Genomic DNA, 17,165 nt, shown 5'->3' with positions numbered 1-17,165 from the left:
AAACCTAAACCGGCCGCAAAAATTTCTGCATTGCCGGCAAGCGCCATCCATGATTTGAGGCCAACTCATTCAAGGATCGCTTCCGCGCCATGCTTCCGCTCATTGCCCTGTTCATCGCCGCCTTCGCTTTCGGCACCACCGAATTCGTCATTGCCGGCGTGCTGCCGCAAGTGGCCGACGGCCTTAGCGTTTCGATCCCGACCTCCGGCTATCTCGTCTCAGGCTATGCCGGCGGCATCGCGATTGGCGGGCCATTGCTGGCGCTCGCCACCAAGGGCATTTCCCGCAAGACGCTGCTGCTTTGCCTGACCGTCGCCTTCACCATCGGCCAGGCCGCTTGCGCGCTGGCGCCCGATTTTGCCTCGATGCTGCTCTTGCGCATTGCGGTCGCCGTCGCACACGGCGCCTATTTCGGAGTCGCCATGGTGGTGGCTGTCGGCCTCGTGCCCGAGGACAAGCGCGGCATGGCCGTGGCTGTGATCCTCTCCGGCCTCACAGTATCCAATGTCATCGGCGTGCCGGCCGGCACCGCAATCGGCAATCTCTGGGGCTGGCGCGCCACCTTCTGGGTGATGTGCGCGCTGGGCGTGGTGGCGTTTGCCGCCATGGCTGCGCTTTTGCCGCGCACGACAGGCGCATCAAGGCCATCCGCCAGTCTTGGCAGCGAGGTTCGCGTGCTGGCGCGCCAGCAAGTCTGGACCTCGCTGATCCTGATGCTGACGTTGATGATCGGCCAGTTCGGCCTGTTCACCTACATCACCCCGACACTGCTTGAGGTGACCCATCTCGACGAGAGCCTGATCGCCTGGGTGCTGCTGCTCAACGGCGTCGGCGCCACCGTCGGTGTCTTTCTCGGCGGCAAGCTTTCCGATTGGAAGCTGATGCCGTCGCTGATCACCATGCTTGCCCTGCAGGCGGTGATGTTGGGCGTGATCTATGCCGTCAGCCCCTACCCCGTGCCGATGGTCATCGCCATCGTTATCTGGGGTGGCCTCAACTTCGCCATAGGCACGCCGATCCAGACCCGCATCCTGGCCTGGACGGCGGACGCCTCCAACCTCGCCTCCTCGCTCATCCCCTCCGGCTTCAATGTCGGCATCGCGCTCGCCGCGTCGCTGGGCGCCGCCATGCTCAATGCCGGCTACGGCTACCGCAGCCTGCCGGTTGTGGGCGCTGCCGCCATGCTGGTCGCGGTGGTGGTGGCACTTGCCTCCTACATCTGGGAGGGGCGCAGCCGGGCAGCGCCGCCGCTGCCCGCACCGGCCGAATAGCGTCGGACTACAAATCGATCCGGAACAACAAACTCTCGGCGCCGCCATACGCGGCGTCCTTGATGAACGGACCGACCACACGGCCGCCATTGGCCAGCACCACCTTCTGCGAGGCCGGATTGTCGAGGGCGGTGGTGATCTCGACATATGGCAAACCAACAGCCCTCGCCTCGTCCAGCATCAGCCGCAGCGCCTCGGTCGCATAGCCTCGTCCGCGCTTCCACGGCACCACGGCATAGCCGATATGGCCGAGCACATGCGACGGCAGCGCGGCCGTACCCGGCTGCCAGCGAAAGCCGATCGAGCCGGCGGCCTCGCCGTCCCAGATCCAGCGCCGGAACCCCGGGAGCCGCGGCACGGTCGTGCCGTCCGGCAAGGTAATCGGGCCTCCTTTGGCCTCGGGATCGTCGAGGCTGGCAAGGAACGCCGCGGGATCCTCGTCGATCGCCGCAAGTTGCTCGCGCGTCGCTTCCATCAGCCGGACATTGTCCGGCGACCAGCCACGCTCGAGCGCCGCCTTGTAGGAGGGCAGATGTTCGAGCGTGGGTTTGACGATTTCGATTATGGTGGGGCTCTCCGGCAGGTCAAGGCTTGGCTCGCTTAAGCCGGTGCGGACCGTTTCTTGCCCAGAGGTGATGTCCCGCCCCCTGCTCTCCTTCGCCACTGAAGCGGTGTCGGCTCTTACTGCAGCAGGCCTTTGACGATGCCGCTGGCCTTGCCGAAATCCATCTGGCCGGCATATTTCTGCTTCAGCGCGGCGATCACCTTGCCCATGTCCTTTTGGCTGGCGGCACCGGTCGCAACGATCGCCTCGCGCGCCGCAGCTGTTACGGCGGCGTCGTCCAACGGCGTCGGCAGGAAGCCGCGGATGATCTCCATCTCGCCACGCTCCTGCGCCGCCAGTTCCGGGCGCTTGCCGTCCTCGAACGCCTTGGCCGATTCCTCGCGCTGCTTCACCATTTTGGCCAGGATCTGCAGGATCTCCTCGTCGCTGGCGGGGTCCTTGGCCGAGCCGCGATTGGCGATGTCGCGGTCGTGAATGGCGGCCTGGATGAGCCGCAGCGTCGGCAGGCGGTGCTTGTCCTGCGCCTTCATCGCGCTTTTCAGGGATTCAGCGATTTTTGCGCGCATGATGCTTTCTCCTTCGAACGGCGCGGACAATAACCGCGGCCCATCCGCAAAGCAAACGCGCCAAAGCCCTGATATCGTTTGACGAAACAAATGCTCGCCGTTTTGGCACGGCATCATTGACCGCTCTGGCGCCTTCCCCTATGTACTCGGCCTTGCATAAGACAAAGAATTGATGCGCGCAGGCTTGAGAGATCGGCCGCGCCGTTTGCTGCGCAGATGGCCCGCCATCGAAGCGCGCAGCGTGACAGGAGCGTCGCCATGGCCGAGATGACCCCCGAACTGACCCCGCCTTGGGCAACCGAAAAGCCGACCGCCGTCCTGGTGCTGGCCGACGGCACCGTCATCGAGGGTCGCGGCCTCGGCGCCACCGGTTCCGCCGTTGCCGAAGTCTGCTTCAACACCGCGCTCACCGGCTACCAGGAAATTCTCACCGACCCGTCCTATGCCGGCCAGATCGTCACCTTCACCTTCCCGCATATCGGCAACATCGGCACCAATGACGAGGACATCGAGGACTTGAACCCGGTCGCCCGTGCAGGCGCCGTTGGCGCGGTGTTCAAGGCCGATGTCACCAACCCGTCCAACTACCGCGCCGACACCGGGCTGGACCAGTGGCTGAAGAAGCGCGGCGTCGTCGCGCTGTCGGGCATCGACACCCGGGCGCTGACCGCGCTGATCCGCGAAAAGGGCATGCCCAATGCCGTCATTGCGCACGCGCCCGACGGCATCTTCGACATCGACGATTTGAAGCGGCGCGCCGCCGCCTGGTCGGGCCTGATCGGGCTTGACCTCGCCAAGGAAGTCACCTCGGGCCAGTCCTCGGTCTGGCGTGAAACGCCCTGGGTATGGAACGAAGGCTTTGGCGAACAGGCCGAGCCGTCGATGCACGTCGTCGCCATCGACTACGGCGTCAAGCGTAACATCCTTCGCCTGCTTTCCGGCCTCGGCGCCAAGGTCACCGTGGTTCCGGCCGGCACCGGCTCGGAAGAGATCCTGGCCATGCAGCCCGACGGCATCTTCCTCTCCAACGGCCCCGGCGACCCGGAAGCCACCGGCGACTACGCCGTGCCGGTCATCCAGGACCTGCTCAAGACCGACATCCCGGTATTCGGCATCTGCCTCGGCCACCAGATGCTGGCCCTGGCGCTGGGCGGCAAGACCGCCAAGATGCACCAGGGCCATCACGGCGCCAACCACCCGGTCAAGGATCATACCACCGGCAAGGTCGAGATCGTCTCGATGAACCACGGCTTTGCCGTCGATGCCGACTCGTTGCCCGAGGGCGTCGAGGAAACCCATGTCTCGCTGTTCGACGGCTCCAACTGCGGCATTGCGCTCACGGGCCGTCCGGTGTTCTCGGTCCAGCATCACCCCGAGGCCTCGCCCGGTCCGCAGGACTCGCACTATCTGTTCCGCCGTTTCGTCAATCTGATCCGCGAAAAGCGCGGCGAGGAACTGCTGGCCGAACGGGTTTGATTTTACAGGTCTTCGCCTAGCCGTTGCCCAGATCGTGATGCTCCGAATAGCCGGAGTTACAAACGCGGCGCGATTGCCCTTGTCTTGGGTCAATGGAATAAACCGGTCAACCGGTCTGTTTGTGACGGCGCGAAGCGACGAAGGCTTCGAGAGCGCCGACGGCATCCCCTGAGCCCAAGCCCTCCTCATCGCTTCGCTTGCGCGCCGCATTAACGGACGAAGCACACACCTATGGCGGGTTCGAAGTTCGCGCCTGGGTAACCTTACGCCACCGGCCGGCCTTCGCTGGCCTCCAGTATGGCGAACCATTGCTGGCGGTCGAGGTCGATCTCCAGCGCCTTGACCATGACGGCCAGCCGCTCGGGCTTCATCGTGCCGAGCACCGGCGCCAGCCGCGCCGGATGACGCAGCAGCCAGGCGATGGCGACGGCGGCGAGATCGCCGGCGCCGATCTCGGCAGCCACCGCCGCGATTGCCGCCCTGACCCGCGCCTCGCGCCCTTCCCTGCCGGTGAACAGCAAGCCGCCGCCGAGCGGCGACCAGATCATCGGCGCATAGCCGAGGCGTTGCGCGTGATCGAGGCTGCCATCCATCAGCGCATTGGTCTTCAGCACCGACATCTCGATCTGGTTGGTGGCCAAGGCAAACGGCAGCCGCGAAGCCAGAAGGTCGAACTGCGACGGCGTGAAATTGGAGACCCCGACCGCTCTCACCTTGCCCGACTTGACCAGCCCGGCAAGGGCCGCCGCCGTCTCGTCGGCATCCATCAGCGGATCCGGCCGGTGCAGCAGCAACAGGTCGAGATAGTCGGTGCCGAGATTGGCGAGCGAACGGTCGACCGAGGCGGCAATGTGGGCCGCACTGGTGTCGTAATGCTTCAGCCGGTTCAGAGGCCGGTTGGCCGATGCCAGAATGATGTCGCATTTCGAGATCAGCTCGATGCTGTCGCGCTTGCCCTCCAGCGCGACAAGCCGGCGCCAAAGGCAGCTTCCACCTGGTAATGCCCGTAAATATCGGCATGGTCGAAGCTGGTAAGGCCGAGATCGACCGCAGTGCCGATCAGCCGCGCGATCTGGTCGGCGTCCGGGCGCGCGGCGCTGTCGAGCAGGCGCCAGGCGCCGAACACCAGCCGCGACAGCGACAAACCGTCCTTGGTCAGCTCTATGCGGCTGTCATGGCTCATATCTGGGCTCCATCTTCCGCAGCGCCGGTGGCAACGCTTCTCACCGCCGTCGGCCTCGCAACTTTCGTCACAAAGACAATGACCGCAAGCGTCAGGAAGCACGCGCCAACCAGATAGGGGGCGCCGCCGAACACTACGGGCGCATTCGGTCCGGTGAACCAGGAAAAGATCGCGGTGTACAGCAGCGGCGTGATGATCGAGGTGATCGAGAAGATCGACGTCATCGCACCCTGCAATTCGCCTTGCGCCGATGGCGGCACCTTGGCGGCGGCAAGGCTTCTCAGCGGCGGATCGGCCAGTGCTTCGAGGCAGCCGACGACGATCACCGCATAGATCATCCAGCCTTGCGAGGCGAAGGCATAGCCGAAGGCGCTGGCCGCCGTGAAGGTCAGGCCGATCACCGCCGTCTTCCACTCGCCAAGTTTGGGGATCACGCGCGGCAGCACCGTCGCCATGACGATCGCCCCACACAGGCCGAAGGCGCCGAGCGAGAAGCCGATCTGCTGCTCGCTCCAGCCATAGCGGTAGTTGGACACGAACGACCACACCGCCGGATACATCATGTGGCCGAGCGTCATCAGGAAGAAGGCGAGCCCGATCCAGCCGATGCCCTGATATTGGCGCATCTGCAGCAGCGTGCCGACCGGGTTGGCGCGTTTCCACTCGAAGCGGCGGCGGTGCTTTTCATCGAGCGTTTCAGGCAGGAAGAACATGGCGATGAGGAAGTTCACGAAGGCAAGCCCGGCGGCAAAGTAAAACGGCACCCGCGGCCCGAACGTGCCGAGCAGCCCGCCCAGCACCGGCCCAATGACGAAGCCGACGCCGAAGGCGATGCCGAGCAGACCGAAATTCTTCGCCCGATTGTCGTCGTTCGAGATGTCGGCAATGAAGGCCGACGTCGTCGAATAGCTGGCGCCCGAAATGCCGGCCAGCACGCGGCCGATGAACAGCATCGGATAGGACCAGGCGATGGCGCAGATCAGATTGTCGATCGAGAATGTTAGCACCGAGGCAAGCAGGATCGGCCGCCGCCCGAAGCGGTCGCTCAACCCGCCCATGATCGGCGCGAAGAAGAACTGCATCGCGGCATAGACGAAGAACAGCCAGCCGCCCTCGATCGCCGCTTCGCTGATGCCGACGACAGAAAGCTCCCTGAGAAAGGCCGGCAGCACCGGCATGATCATGCCGAAGCCGATAATGTCGAGCAGCAGCGTGGTGAAGACGAGCGCAAGGCCCCGCCTGGCGGTTTTGGGGTCGATCATGATGGCGTCTGCTCCCTCGGACCGCCCTTGGGCGGGCGCCCGTTATAGGCGAGGCGTCACTTTGGAACAATAGGAGAACGCCTCAGGCGTTCTCCTCCTGACATCTGTTGCCGGTGGTGAATCGGCCCGCCGACGGATGCGCTTTGAACCGCGGTCGGCTGGAACTTGCGAGCGCCTCAAACCGGACCGGTCAGCGTGTTGCAATCCGACAGCTTGCCGCTCTTGTAGCCGCGCGCCAGCCAGGTCTGCCTTTGCTGCGACGTCCCGTGGTTGAAGCTTTCCGGAACGACATAGCCCTGCATCTTCTTCTGCAGCGTATCGTCGCCGATCTGCTTGGCGGCGTTGAGCGCCTCTTCGATGTCGCCCTGTTCCAGAATGCCCTTCTGCGCGGTGAAATGCGCCCAAACGCCGGCGAAGCAGTCGGCCTGCAGCTCGATGCGCACCGACATCTGGTTGGCTTCCGCCTCACCCATCGACTGCCGCATCTGGTTGAACTTGGGCAGGATGCCGGTGAGGTTCTGCACATGGTGACCGACTTCATGCGCGATCACATAGGCCTGGGCGAAATCGCCCGAGGCGCCGAACTGCTGGTCGAGCTGCTGGAAGAAGGTGGTGTCGAGGTAGACCTTGTGGTCGCCGGGACAATAGAACGGTCCGGCTGCCGTCGAGGCGGAGCCGCAGGCCGAGCGGATCTGGCCGCTGAACAGCACAAGCTTCGGGTCCTCGTATTTCAGGCCCTGCGACTGGAAGATGCCGGTCCAGGTCTCTTCGGTCTCGGCCAGCACGGTCGCCACGAACTGCTTCATCTCGTCGGAAGCAGGCGTGCCGGCGCCGTCGTCCTGGCCGCCGCTGTTGTCGGTGATCTGGCCACCGCCACCCGGCAGCACGCCGCCGCCCTCGCCAGTGCCCAGGATCTGCGACGGATCGAAGCCGAAATACCATCCGGCCAGCACCACGAGGACGACCAGCAGGATGCTGCCGCCGCCGCCGGTGCGGCCGCCGATCGGGATGCGGAACTGGCCAGGGCTGCCGCCGCCGAAACCACCACCGCCGCCGCTGTCGCTGCGCTCGTCCTCGACATTGTCACTCTGACGGCGGCCCTTCCAGAGCATGGCAACTCCCCGTATGCAAATTTTCGGCTGGCCTGGCCGATGTCATGGCCCAGTCCGACCCAACAGACAATTATCGCAATGGTTGCGCCAAGTCACAGTATTTTTCGTGGCAGCGGCATCGCGTTCGCACTCTGGTCCAGGCGGCATGCGTGCTGTAGCATCCGGTTCGAACGGGGGTGTCGGGGACTTGCGGACGATCGGTCGATTTCTGCTGCTGGCGGTGGTGCTATGCCTCGGCCCGTCGCCGGCGCGCGCCGTGACGCTCGATTCCAGCGTCGCCGTAACCGATTCCGAGACATTGCAGGCGCTTGAGCGTGGCGGCCTCTCGATCAGCCGCCTGCTCGGCCCGGCGCTGGGTCTCACGCGCGAGGTCGACAATCGCGGCCTGTTTTCGGTGCGCGCGCTGACCCCTGTCCGCAACGCCGTCAAGCAGGAGATCGCCGACGAGCCTGCCAATAGCCCCGATCCTTACGTCGCGGCCATGGCCAAGTCGAAGGACACCAGCCAGAAATTCAACCCGAAATACATCGACGATGACGGCTCGACGCTCGACCTGACCGGCATCGTCAACCGCATGGACCGCGGCTATCTCGGCCACACCGAATGCGGCGAGATCAGGCTGATCTACCGCTTCCACTATTCGGTGGCGGAGAAGCCCACGAAGGGAAAGACAGCGCAACGCATCTCGTCGCGGCTGCCGCTGACCATGAGTCTGGTCTTCAACGCCAGGCCCGGCGAGGCTCGCCCCCGCGCTTCGAGAGACCGTCCAAGCGCCACCGCCATTTCCTGTGCCGAAATCGCCAAGCGCTGGCTCGCCGCCGGCCAGAAGAACCTTGCGCCCGAGCAACTGGCAGCCTGGCTGCGCTCCGACGAAGGGCCGCTCTCCAACGCCATGCTGAATTCGTCGCAGATCATGCGGCTTGAGCTGAACATGCAGGTTCTCCGGCTGTCGGCCTCGAGCCGCCGCGACTTCGGCGGCCACGCCGAATATCTCCTCAAGATTTTCAAATGGGACCCAACGACGTCCACCTTCCAGGAATCGAAGATGGAGAACCAGATCGACCGGAAAGTGGTTCTGGCCGACCGGCCGGCCTTCGCCAAATGGCTGCTGACCGACCGCAACCTCTACGACCTCGATCGCGGCCGGCTGGTCATCGACGACAAGTTCCTGGCGACAAGCGCCGTCTCGGTCGCACCCGGCGGCATGGCCAGATCGCAAAACAACATCGCCTATGGGCTGCTCGATGACAGCGATATCGACGAGGCGCTGAAGAATTATGTCGCCAGGGGCAACACGCTGCGCAGCGTGAAATCGGTGGCCGGCTTCAATCTGCGTCTCAACGAAATGACCTGCACCGGCTGCCACCAGACGCACGGCATTGCCGGCTTCCATTACACCGGCGCCGATCCGGCCAGCGAGCCGCGCCGCAACGCCGTCTTCGTCCCCGGCTCGGCGGTGTTCTTCGCCGACCTGCCGCGCCGCCGCGCGATCGTCGAGGACTTCGCCACAGGCGGCCATCCGGATTTCTCCCGCGGCTTCGCCGCCCGTCCGGACGCCAAACTCGCCGAAGCGCTGAAAGGCACCGATCTCTACAATGGCTGGGGCTCGATCTGCTACAGCGGCGAGGATGCCAGCTTCAAGGACTGGAGCTGCGGCGAAAGCCTGCGCTGCGCCGGCGTCCATGAAAGCGACATCCATCCGGGCTTCGGCACCTGCGTCAGCGAGGCGGCCACCGCAGTCGGCGACCCCGTCGAGTTCGGCGAGATCAAGATGTCGAGCTGGGGCAGCGACAAATATTGCCGCCTGTCGCCGGCCACCGCAAAAGCCTGCGCCATCGATCCGGCGCGCGACAAGAAACCGGTAATCAAGCTCGCTGGCTATGGCGCGGCGCGCCAACGCTACGACAACCCCGAGCAGAAGACCGGTGGCTTTCCCGGGGGCATGCTGCGCAAGGCAAGCTGCGACAAGCTTCCCGACGAGGCGACTTGCGGCCGCCTCGCCAAGACCGGTTTCAACGACTGCATCGCGTCGGGCAAGGACCACAAATTCTGCACCAAGGAATTCACCAAGACCGCCGGCCTGCGCGCCTGCGGCAAGGCGCATCCCTGCCGCGAGGACTATATCTGCACCGCCGGCTACGACGATTTGGCCGCAGCCAAGCCTGGCAAGGGCTCCTGCATTCCGCCCTATTTCATATTCCAGTTCCGCGTCGACGGCCATCCGCGCAGTTGGGTGCAGGACACCGAGGAATGAGCGGCAGGTTGCCGCTTGCGAACAGAACTCAGATCTTCTGCTTGGTGCCGGCGCTTTTGCCGTCCGAGCTTTTGGAGCGTTCCTCGAAACGCGCGGCGCCCTTCTTCATCGGCTGGCCGGCTTCGGCCTCGGTCTTGCGTTCGTCCTTTGCCGCTGTCTGCCTCAAACCCTCGGCCGCCTGCTTGCCCTTCGCGGTCGGTGCCTGTTCGACGCCCATGTTTTCCTCCTTGGCGCGCAGCAATCACGCGCAACGTCAGGAGCAACGAGCCTGACGTGCGGAGGTTCCAGTGGTGCGGCGCCGGCGCGACTCAGCGCGGCGCTATCATCGCCTTGCGAAAGGCTTCCAGCGTCTCGGCGCTGACATGGTGCTCGATGCCCTCGGCATCGATGCGCGCCGTCTCGGCGCTGACGCCGAGCGAACGCAAAAACGCTTCGACCGTCTGGTGGCGAATGCGGCTTTCTTCCGCAACCTTGCGGCCGGCATCGGTCAGGAAAACGCCGCGATACGGTTTTCTGGAGACCAGCCCATCGGCGCACAGCCTGGTCAGCATCTTGGCCACGGTCGGCTGGGCGACGCCGAGCCGCGCCGCGATATCCACCTGGCGCGCCTCGTTGCCGTCCTCGATCAGGTCGGCGATCAGCTCGACATAGTCCTCGACCAGCGCGCTGCGGCGCGCTTGGCGCTGCTGCCTGAAGCCTTCGGAATGGACATCGGCATCCGGAAGCGGCTCTTCGCGTCGAACCGGTTTATGCTTCAGTGCCAATACGTGTTCCCTCATACCTTTTGGCAAGAATTGGCTTTCGACAAATCAATCGCCCTTTGCCATTCATAGCACGGGCTTAACTGTTCCAGCCGTTTATTTGCATTCCATAGCAGGCGCAACCGGCGTTTGCGATCACCCCCTTTCTGGGCCCTTGGCTGCCTCATGAGAAGCACATACAATGAAATATAGCCTATTGCATAATGTTGAGCCCTGGCGTAGATAGGATGAGAGACATCAATCCATCCAATGGAAAGCCCTCCATGTCCGAAGCCGACGCAACCTTGGGATCATCCTGGCGATTTGACAGGCCGGAGGACAATCCTCCCAGCCTGCGCGAGGTGAACTCCACGATTGCGGTGCCGCAGTCCGGCGTCTGGTTCCGCCGCCTGTTCGCCTTCATGGGACCGGGCTACATGGTCTCGGTCGGCTATATGGATCCGGGCAACTGGGCCACCGACCTCGCCGGCGGCGCCCAGTTCGGCTACACGCTATTGTTCATCATCATGCTGTCCAACCTGATGGCGATCCTGCTGCAGGCGCTTGCCGCCCGGCTTGGCATCGCCACCGGCCGCGACCTCGCCCAGGCCTGCCGCGCCTATTATCCGCGTCCCGTCAGTTTCGTGCTGTGGATCGCCTGCGAACTCGCCATCATCGCCTGCGACCTCGCCGAGGTGATCGGCACGGCGATCGCGCTGCAGCTTCTGTTCGGCATTCCGCTGATCGGCGGCGCGTTGCTGACGGCGCTCGACGCCTTCATCGTGCTGCTCTTGATGAACAAGGGTTTCCGCTATCTCGAAGCCTTCGTCATCGCGCTTCTGATCATCATCTTCGGCTGTTTCGCCATCCAGATCTTTGCCGCTGCCCCTCCGGTCGGCTCGATCCTGCATTCGATGTTCGTGCCGTCGACGGAGATCGTCACCAATCCGGCGATGCTCTACATCGCCATCGGCATCATCGGCGCCACGGTGATGCCGCACAATCTCTACCTGCACTCCTCGATCGTACAGACACGCGCCTATGAACGGACCGAAAAAGGCAAGCGCGACGCCATTAAATGGGCGACGACGGACTCGACCATCGCGCTCGTCCTGGCGCTGTTCGTCAACTCCTCGATCCTGATCGTCTCGGCGGTGGCCTTCCATGGCACCGGCCATCAGGATGTCGCCGAGATCGGCCAGGCCTTCGAGCTCTTGTCGCCACTGCTCGGCCTCGGCATCGCCTCCATCCTGTTTGCGGTGGCGCTACTGGCCTCCGGCCTCAACTCGACGGTTACGGCAACGCTTGCCGGCCAGATCGTCATGGAAGGCTTTTTGCGCCTGCGCATTCCGCAATGGGCGCGCCGGCTGCTGACGCGCGGCATCGCCATCGTCCCGGTGGTGGTCGTCACCGCGCTCTATGGCGAAAAGGGCACCGGCCAGTTGCTGGTCTTCAGCCAGGTGGTACTGTCGATGCAGCTGCCCTTCGCAGTCATCCCGCTGGTGCAGTTCGTCTCCGACAAGAAGAAGATGGGCAACCTTGCCATTCCCCGCGGCGTGGCGGCCCTCGCCTGGGTGGTCGCGGCGGTCATCCTGGTGCTCAACTTCAAGCTGCTCTACGACACCGTCTTCGGCGTCGGCTGATTCTCATTCCCGAAAAACCGGCGGCTTGCGCTATCTTGCTCGCCATCATGACAAGTGTCGAAGACGCCAGGAAATTTTACGCGCAGCTGATGGCGGCCAATGCCGGCTCGGCCGACCCGCGCCTCGAAGAGGCGTTCGCCACCGTTCCGCGCGAGGCCTTTCTCGGTCCCGGACCCTGGGCGGTAGTCGCCGGCAGGGCGCTCACCACCGGCAACGGCAAGATCATGACGCCGAGCGCCGATCCTGTTCACATCTATCAGGACGTGCTGGTGGCGCTCGATGCCGACAAGGGCATCAACAATGGCGAACCCTCCCTGCACGCCATGTGGATCGGCAGGATCGCCCCCAGACCGGACGAGGCCGTCAGCCATATCGGCGCCGGCACCGGCTACTACACCGCCTTGCTGGCCCGGCTGGTTGCGCCCGGCCCGGTGACCGCCTTCGAACTGGAGGCCGATCTTGCTGCCAGAGCGACAAAGAATCTCGAGACCTACGGCAATGTAAGCGTCATCCACGGCGATGCCGTCACCGGCGATCTGCCGCCGTCCGACATCATCTATGTCAATGCCGGTGTCGTCGCACCGCCGGCTGCCTGGCTGCGGGCGCTGAAAGCGGGCGGCCGCATGATCTTTCCCTGGCGCCCGTCCCAGGGCGTCGGCCTGGCCGTAATGGTGACCCGCACCAAACAAGGTTTTGCCTGCGACCCCTTCATGCGCTCGTGGTTCATCCCCTGCGTCGGCGCCTCGGTCGCCGGTTCGGCGGCCAAAATCCCCGACCTCCAGAAGGCCGCGCGCAGCCGTTCGATCTGGCTGACATCAGACAGGGCGCCGGACCGGACCGCCACCGCCATCATCGGCGATGTCTGGTTTTCGTCGCAGGCGCTTGGCGGCGGGCGACGGCGGTAGGTACTCTTGTCGGCCGCAGCGTTTTTTTGCCAACGCCTGTCGGGCGGCCGCCGGCCTGTCCGTCCTTAGATCGAAATCCGGCCCTGACGGCGCGGATCCTGGAAAAGGAAAATCCAATGCGAAAGATCATCGCCGCTACCTTCGTCAGCCTCGACGGCGTCATGCAGGCGCCGGGCGGCCCGGAAGAAGACCCGGTTGGCGGCTTCGAGTTCGGCGGCTGGACGTTCCACTACTTCGACGAGGTGGCGGGCGTGGCCATGGAGGAATTGTTCTCTAAGCCCTTCGCCCTGCTGCTCGGCCGCAGAACCTACGACATCTTCGCCGCTTACTGGCCGTATCAGAAAGATGCCATCGGAGACGTCTTCAACCCTGCCACTAAATATGTGGCGACGCATCGGCCGGATTCGCTCACCTGGGAAAATACGCAATGGCTTGGAGAAGATATCGTCGCGGCGTTGCGCCGCCTCAAGAAGGAAGATGGGCCTGACCTGCTCATCCAGGGTTCGAGCGAGCTGATCCAGACTTTGCTCGCCAACGGGCTGATCGACGAGATCCGGTTGATGATCTTCCCGCTGCTGCTGGGCAAGGGCAAGCGGCTGTTTGGCGACGGCGCGATGCCGGCCGCCTTCAAGCTGGTGAAGTCGCAGGCTACCACCACCGGCGTCATGATGGCGACCTACGAACGCGGGGGTGAGGTCAAGGTCGGGTCGTTCGCCACGCAAGAGCCGTCAGAGGCAGAGCTCGAGCGACGCAAGAACTGGAAGTAACAGAGGCGGGCACCTTTCCTCTCCCTCCGGAGGGGGAGAGGTGGCGCTGCGAAGCAGCGACGGAGTGGGGGAACCACCTGGCAACGGTCGCCAACGGACATTGAACAGGGACAAGGCGCAAGAATCCTGCCGTACCGCGCTAAGGGTCGACCCCCACTCCGTCGAGCTTCGCTCGACACCTCTCCCCGATCGACGGGGGAGAGGAAATCCAAGTTCTGTCAAGCCGCCACAGCCCGCCGTTCCAGCCCATCCCGGATATACCGCGCGAACTCCTGCGCGGCAGGCGCCGCGCCAAACCTCGGCAAATGCAGATTGATGGAAAAATTCGGCAGCGGCGGCAGCCCGGCATCGAAAGGCAGGATGTCGAGGTCGGCGGGCACGGTGGAGGCCAGCCAGGCGGTGACGGCAAGGTCGGAGCGCACCGTCGCGGTCGTGGCGTCGATGTTGCCGTTCTCGAACACGGTGCGCCATTCCAGCCCGTGCTCGTTCAGCGCCGACAGCACCACCGGGCGGAAGGCGCAGGTGTCGGCGACGATCGACACCGGCAGCGGCCGCTTGGCGCGGGCGACGCCGCCCTTGGCCCCCACCCAGACCAGCCGGTCAATGGCCAGGCACTCACCGGCGGACGGGCCGACCGGTTCCTCGATGACGGCAAGGTCGATAGTGCCGGCCGCAAGGGCCGCGGCAAGATCCGGCGAGGCGGCGCAGAGTAGGGATATCTCAACCTGCGGATAGGTCTCGGCATAGGCCTTCAGCACCGGCGCCAGCAAGGTGCCGACAAGGTCATAGGGAACACCGAGCCGCACCTGGCCGGCGGCCTCGGTGCCCGCCATCTCGGCCCAGATCTCGTCATTGAGGCCAAGCAACCGTTTGCCCTTGCCGAACAGCCGCTCGCCGGGCCGCGTCAGCCGCAAGCCACGCCGGTCGCGCTCGAAGAGGCTGCAGCCCAGCGCCTCCTCCAGCCTTTTGATCTGCTGGCTGACGGCGCCTTGCGTCAGATGCAGCGCGTTCGCCGCCGCCGTCATGCTGGCCTTGTCGGCGACAGTGACGAAGGTGCGGATCAGCGCTGTGTCGAGGTTGCGGATCATGGTTGGCATTATATCTGCTAATGCCAACCATCGCAAACATTGCATTTACTGAAGTATGCAGAAGTCTACCGTAGGGCCTTCGATGGAGGACGCCTCATGTTGCAGCCCATCTTTCCGCTCATCCTGTTTGCCTTCGTGGCCACCGTCACGCCCGGCATCGCCACCACCCTGTCGACCGCTTCAGGCGCGCAGTTCGGTTTTCGCCGTTCCGTTCCCCTATTGGTCGGCAGCGCCGCCGGCCTCGCCACCGTGACCGGTGTTGCCGCCGCCGGGCTCGCCGGTCTGCTGCTGGCCATGCCGTCGCTGCAACTGGCGATGAAAATCATCGGCTCGCTCTATCTCATCTGGCTGGCAATCAAGATCGGCCGCGCCGGGCCGCCTGATCTCGATGTGGCGATGGCAAAACCCAACAGCTTCTTGGGCGGCGCCGGCATTCAATGGATGAACCCGAAGGGCTGGGCGATGGGACTGGGTGCGGCGGCCTCGTTCGCAGCCCTTGCCGACGGTCCGGGACAACTCGCGCTGCTGCTCGGCTCGACCTTCGGCTTCACCGCAGCCATCTCGCTGTCGATCTGGTGCGTGGCGGGCATGGTGCTGGCACGGCTGCTCAAGACCGAATGGCAATGGCGCGCGCTCAACATCGTGCTGGCGCTGGTGCTGGCTGCGTCGATCATTCCGATGTGGCGGGGAGCGTAAACGCAGAGGTCGGCGCCAGTACCGCACCCGGACCTGCAGTCCGACCTCCCCGCAAGGGGAAGGTAAGAGAGCGCGCCTTCTACCCTCCCCCTTGTGGGGTCCGAAGGACAGGCGAGACCCGTGGCTCGCCCCGGTAAGTCGACCCGCATAGCGGGTCGGGGTGGGGGTCCTGGTTCGCGAAGCGAACCAGCTACTCTCAGGCCGCGTAGCGGGCCGCGGGCTTGTCGGCGTGCAGGCTGCCATAGAAGGCCTGCCGGGCGCCGAGGAACGTGTCGAGCTTCCCCGCATCGGCCAGTGCCGGCACGGTGACGGCTTCGCCCCTGGATAGGCCCACAAGCGCGGCATCGACCATATCGTCGGCGGTCATGATGATCTCCTTCGGCAAATTGTCGATGTCGCCACCGGCGAGCTCCCAGAAATCGGTGCGGGTCGCGCCCGGCAGCACCGCCTGCACCTTCACATTGGTGCCGGCGGCTTCGCGGTGCAGGGCCTCGGTGAAGTTGACGACATAGGCCTTGGTGCCGCTGTAGATGCCGCCGAACGAGGTATCATAGGCGAGCACAGAGGCGATGTTGACGATGGCGCCGCGGTTGCGCGCAAGAAGCCCCGGCAGAACGGCGCGGGTCAGGCGGGTCAAGGCGATGACGTTGACCTTGATCATGCGCTCGGCCTCGTCGGCGTCGGCCGTTGCCACCACCTGCTGGCCGCCCATACCGGCATTGTTGACCAGCAGCGTGACGCTATCGTCGGCTGCGATCGCTTGCTCGACGCGGCGCACATCATTGTCGTCGGCGAGGTCGGCGGCAATCACGCTGACCTTGCGCTTGTAGGCATATCGCAGCTTTTCAGCCAGTTCCTCCAGCCGGTCGGCGCGCCGCGCCACCAGCACCAGATCGTAGCCCTGCCCGGCCAGCCGGTCGGCATAGACCGCGCCGATGCCGGCCGATGCGCCGGTGACGACTGCGGTACCCTTGTTGTCCTGTCCACTCATTGTCCTGTTCCTTTTTTCTGCCCGGCGAGACAGGTCGATGAACCCTCGTCCCGCCCTGATCTCCAATTAGTGGCATATACCACTTTCCGGGAAGTAGGCATATACCACCATCTTGTCAACGGAGGCGGCAGAAACTATTTCTGCGACAGGCCGGCAGCGGTTTGCCGGCAAGGAGTCGTGATGAGCAAGACCGCGCTGCCGGGATTCAGCCTTTGCAACAACGCCACGCTGCGGCGCGCCGCGCGCAAGCTCGGCCGCTTCTATGACGATGTAATCTCGCCTTCGGGTCTGAAGGGCACGCAGTACGGCCTGCTCTACCAGATCCATGTCAGCAACGAGCCGGCGATGGGCACGATAGCCGAAGCGATGGTCATGGATCTCTCGGCGCTCGGCCACACGCTGAAGCCGCTGATCCGCGACGGCTATGTCGACACCTTCGCTGACAAGGACGATCGCCGCGTCAAGCGGGTGCGGCTGACCGACCAAGGCCTGGCCAAGCTCGAGGAGACGACGAAATTGTGGACCATTGCCCAGCAGCGCTTCGAGGCGCTGGTCGGCCAGCAGCGAGCGGCAGATCTGCGCGCTATGCTGGATGAAGTCGCGGCGCTGGACTACGACGTGCCCGCAGCCGCCCCTTCAAGCTGAA

General features: G+C 64.4%; 16 protein-coding genes and 1 pseudogene. 8 read left to right on the top strand and 9 right to left on the bottom strand.

From position 1 onward, the window contains the following. Positions 1-89: 89 nt before the first annotated feature. Positions 90-1,271, top strand: a complete 1,182-nt coding sequence (locus NLY33_RS13605) for an MFS transporter (protein WP_023709076.1) — start codon at positions 90-92, stop codon at positions 1,269-1,271. Between the two features lie 7 nt (positions 1,272-1,278). Here the strand turns inward: NLY33_RS13605 and NLY33_RS13600 are convergent, their stop codons facing one another. Further along, positions 1,279-1,836: a GNAT family N-acetyltransferase gene (locus NLY33_RS13600; RefSeq protein WP_023705839.1), complete on the bottom strand. Its 558-nt coding sequence runs from the start codon at positions 1,834-1,836 to the stop codon at positions 1,279-1,281. Positions 1,837-1,952: 116 nt separating this feature from the next. Further along, positions 1,953-2,402, bottom strand: coding sequence for a GatB/YqeY domain-containing protein (locus NLY33_RS13595; protein ID WP_031195862.1), 450 nt, complete (start codon positions 2,400-2,402; stop codon positions 1,953-1,955). Positions 2,403-2,660: 258 nt separating this feature from the next. Between NLY33_RS13595 and carA the strand changes: the two genes are divergently transcribed. Next, positions 2,661-3,878 carry a glutamine-hydrolyzing carbamoyl-phosphate synthase small subunit gene (carA, locus tag NLY33_RS13590; RefSeq protein WP_084565734.1) on the top strand — a complete coding sequence of 406 codons (1,218 nt, stop codon included), beginning with the start codon at positions 2,661-2,663 and terminating at the stop codon, positions 3,876-3,878. Positions 3,879-4,141: 263 nt separating this feature from the next. On the opposite strand, the pseudogene NLY33_RS13585 reads toward carA, so the two are convergent. The 3 genes and pseudogenes from NLY33_RS13585 to ypfJ form a co-directional block, all read right to left on the bottom strand. Then, positions 4,142-5,061, bottom strand: a pseudogene (locus NLY33_RS13585) (aldo/keto reductase). After that, the gene (locus tag NLY33_RS13580; RefSeq protein ID WP_023705841.1) at positions 5,058-6,323 is read right to left on the bottom strand and encodes a TCR/Tet family MFS transporter; all 1,266 of its coding nucleotides are present in this window, start codon (positions 6,321-6,323) and stop codon (positions 5,058-5,060) included. Before NLY33_RS13580 ends, NLY33_RS13585 begins: the two are co-directional and overlap by 4 nt. A 176-nt stretch (positions 6,324-6,499) precedes the next feature. After that, positions 6,500-7,435 (bottom strand): KPN_02809 family neutral zinc metallopeptidase, encoded by a 936-nt coding sequence (ypfJ, locus tag NLY33_RS13575; protein WP_023705842.1) that lies wholly within the window; start codon positions 7,433-7,435, stop codon positions 6,500-6,502. 187 nt (positions 7,436-7,622) lie between these two features. Here ypfJ and NLY33_RS13570 point away from each other — a divergent pair, with 187 nt between their 5' ends. Further along, entirely contained in the window at positions 7,623-9,689 is a 2,067-nt protein-coding gene (locus tag NLY33_RS13570) for a hypothetical protein (protein WP_031193009.1), read from the top strand. Positions 9,690-9,717: 28 nt separating this feature from the next. Here the strand turns inward: NLY33_RS13570 and NLY33_RS13565 are convergent, their stop codons facing one another. Next, positions 9,718-9,906 (bottom strand): hypothetical protein, encoded by a 189-nt coding sequence (locus tag NLY33_RS13565; RefSeq protein ID WP_023705844.1) that lies wholly within the window; start codon positions 9,904-9,906, stop codon positions 9,718-9,720. Positions 9,907-9,997: 91 nt separating this feature from the next. Then, the gene (gene mntR / locus NLY33_RS13560) at positions 9,998-10,453 is read right to left on the bottom strand and encodes a manganese-binding transcriptional regulator MntR (protein ID WP_023705845.1); all 456 of its coding nucleotides are present in this window, start codon (positions 10,451-10,453) and stop codon (positions 9,998-10,000) included. Between the two features lie 260 nt (positions 10,454-10,713). Here mntR and NLY33_RS13555 point away from each other — a divergent pair, with 260 nt between their 5' ends. The 3 genes from NLY33_RS13555 to NLY33_RS13545 all read left to right on the top strand — a co-directional run bounded on the left by NLY33_RS13555 (position 10,714) and on the right by NLY33_RS13545 (position 13,744). Then, the gene (locus NLY33_RS13555; RefSeq protein WP_023705846.1) at positions 10,714-12,072 is read left to right on the top strand and encodes an Nramp family divalent metal transporter; all 1,359 of its coding nucleotides are present in this window, start codon (positions 10,714-10,716) and stop codon (positions 12,070-12,072) included. A gap of 47 nt (positions 12,073-12,119) precedes the next feature. Then, positions 12,120-12,977 (top strand): protein-L-isoaspartate O-methyltransferase family protein, encoded by an 858-nt coding sequence (locus NLY33_RS13550; RefSeq protein ID WP_023705847.1) that lies wholly within the window; start codon positions 12,120-12,122, stop codon positions 12,975-12,977. A 116-nt stretch (positions 12,978-13,093) separates the two neighbouring features. Then, positions 13,094-13,744 (top strand): dihydrofolate reductase family protein, encoded by a 651-nt coding sequence (locus NLY33_RS13545; RefSeq protein WP_023705848.1) that lies wholly within the window; start codon positions 13,094-13,096, stop codon positions 13,742-13,744. 218 nt (positions 13,745-13,962) lie between these two features. Here NLY33_RS13545 and NLY33_RS13540 read toward each other — a convergent pair whose 3' ends face one another. Next, positions 13,963-14,841 carry a LysR family transcriptional regulator gene (locus NLY33_RS13540; RefSeq protein WP_488473726.1) on the bottom strand — a complete coding sequence of 293 codons (879 nt, stop codon included), beginning with the start codon at positions 14,839-14,841 and terminating at the stop codon, positions 13,963-13,965. Between the two features lie 87 nt (positions 14,842-14,928). On the opposite strand from NLY33_RS13540, the gene NLY33_RS13535 reads away from it, so the two are divergent. Beyond that, the gene (locus NLY33_RS13535) at positions 14,929-15,528 is read left to right on the top strand and encodes a LysE family translocator (protein ID WP_023705850.1); all 600 of its coding nucleotides are present in this window, start codon (positions 14,929-14,931) and stop codon (positions 15,526-15,528) included. A gap of 196 nt (positions 15,529-15,724) precedes the next feature. Here the strand turns inward: NLY33_RS13535 and NLY33_RS13530 are convergent, their stop codons facing one another. Then, positions 15,725-16,519, bottom strand: coding sequence for an SDR family NAD(P)-dependent oxidoreductase (locus NLY33_RS13530; RefSeq protein ID WP_023705851.1), 795 nt, complete (start codon positions 16,517-16,519; stop codon positions 15,725-15,727). Between the two features lie 180 nt (positions 16,520-16,699). Between NLY33_RS13530 and NLY33_RS13525 the strand changes: the two genes are divergently transcribed. Further along, positions 16,700-17,164, top strand: a complete 465-nt coding sequence (locus NLY33_RS13525; protein WP_023705852.1) for a MarR family winged helix-turn-helix transcriptional regulator — start codon at positions 16,700-16,702, stop codon at positions 17,162-17,164. The last annotated feature ends 1 nt before the right edge of the window (position 17,165 follow it).

The organism is Mesorhizobium sp. C432A, assembly GCF_030323145.1.
Taxonomy (GTDB): Bacteria; Pseudomonadota; Alphaproteobacteria; order Rhizobiales; family Rhizobiaceae; genus Mesorhizobium.
The sequence above is the reverse complement of the archived record's forward strand: the minus strand, read 5'-3'. Positions and strand labels throughout refer to the sequence as shown.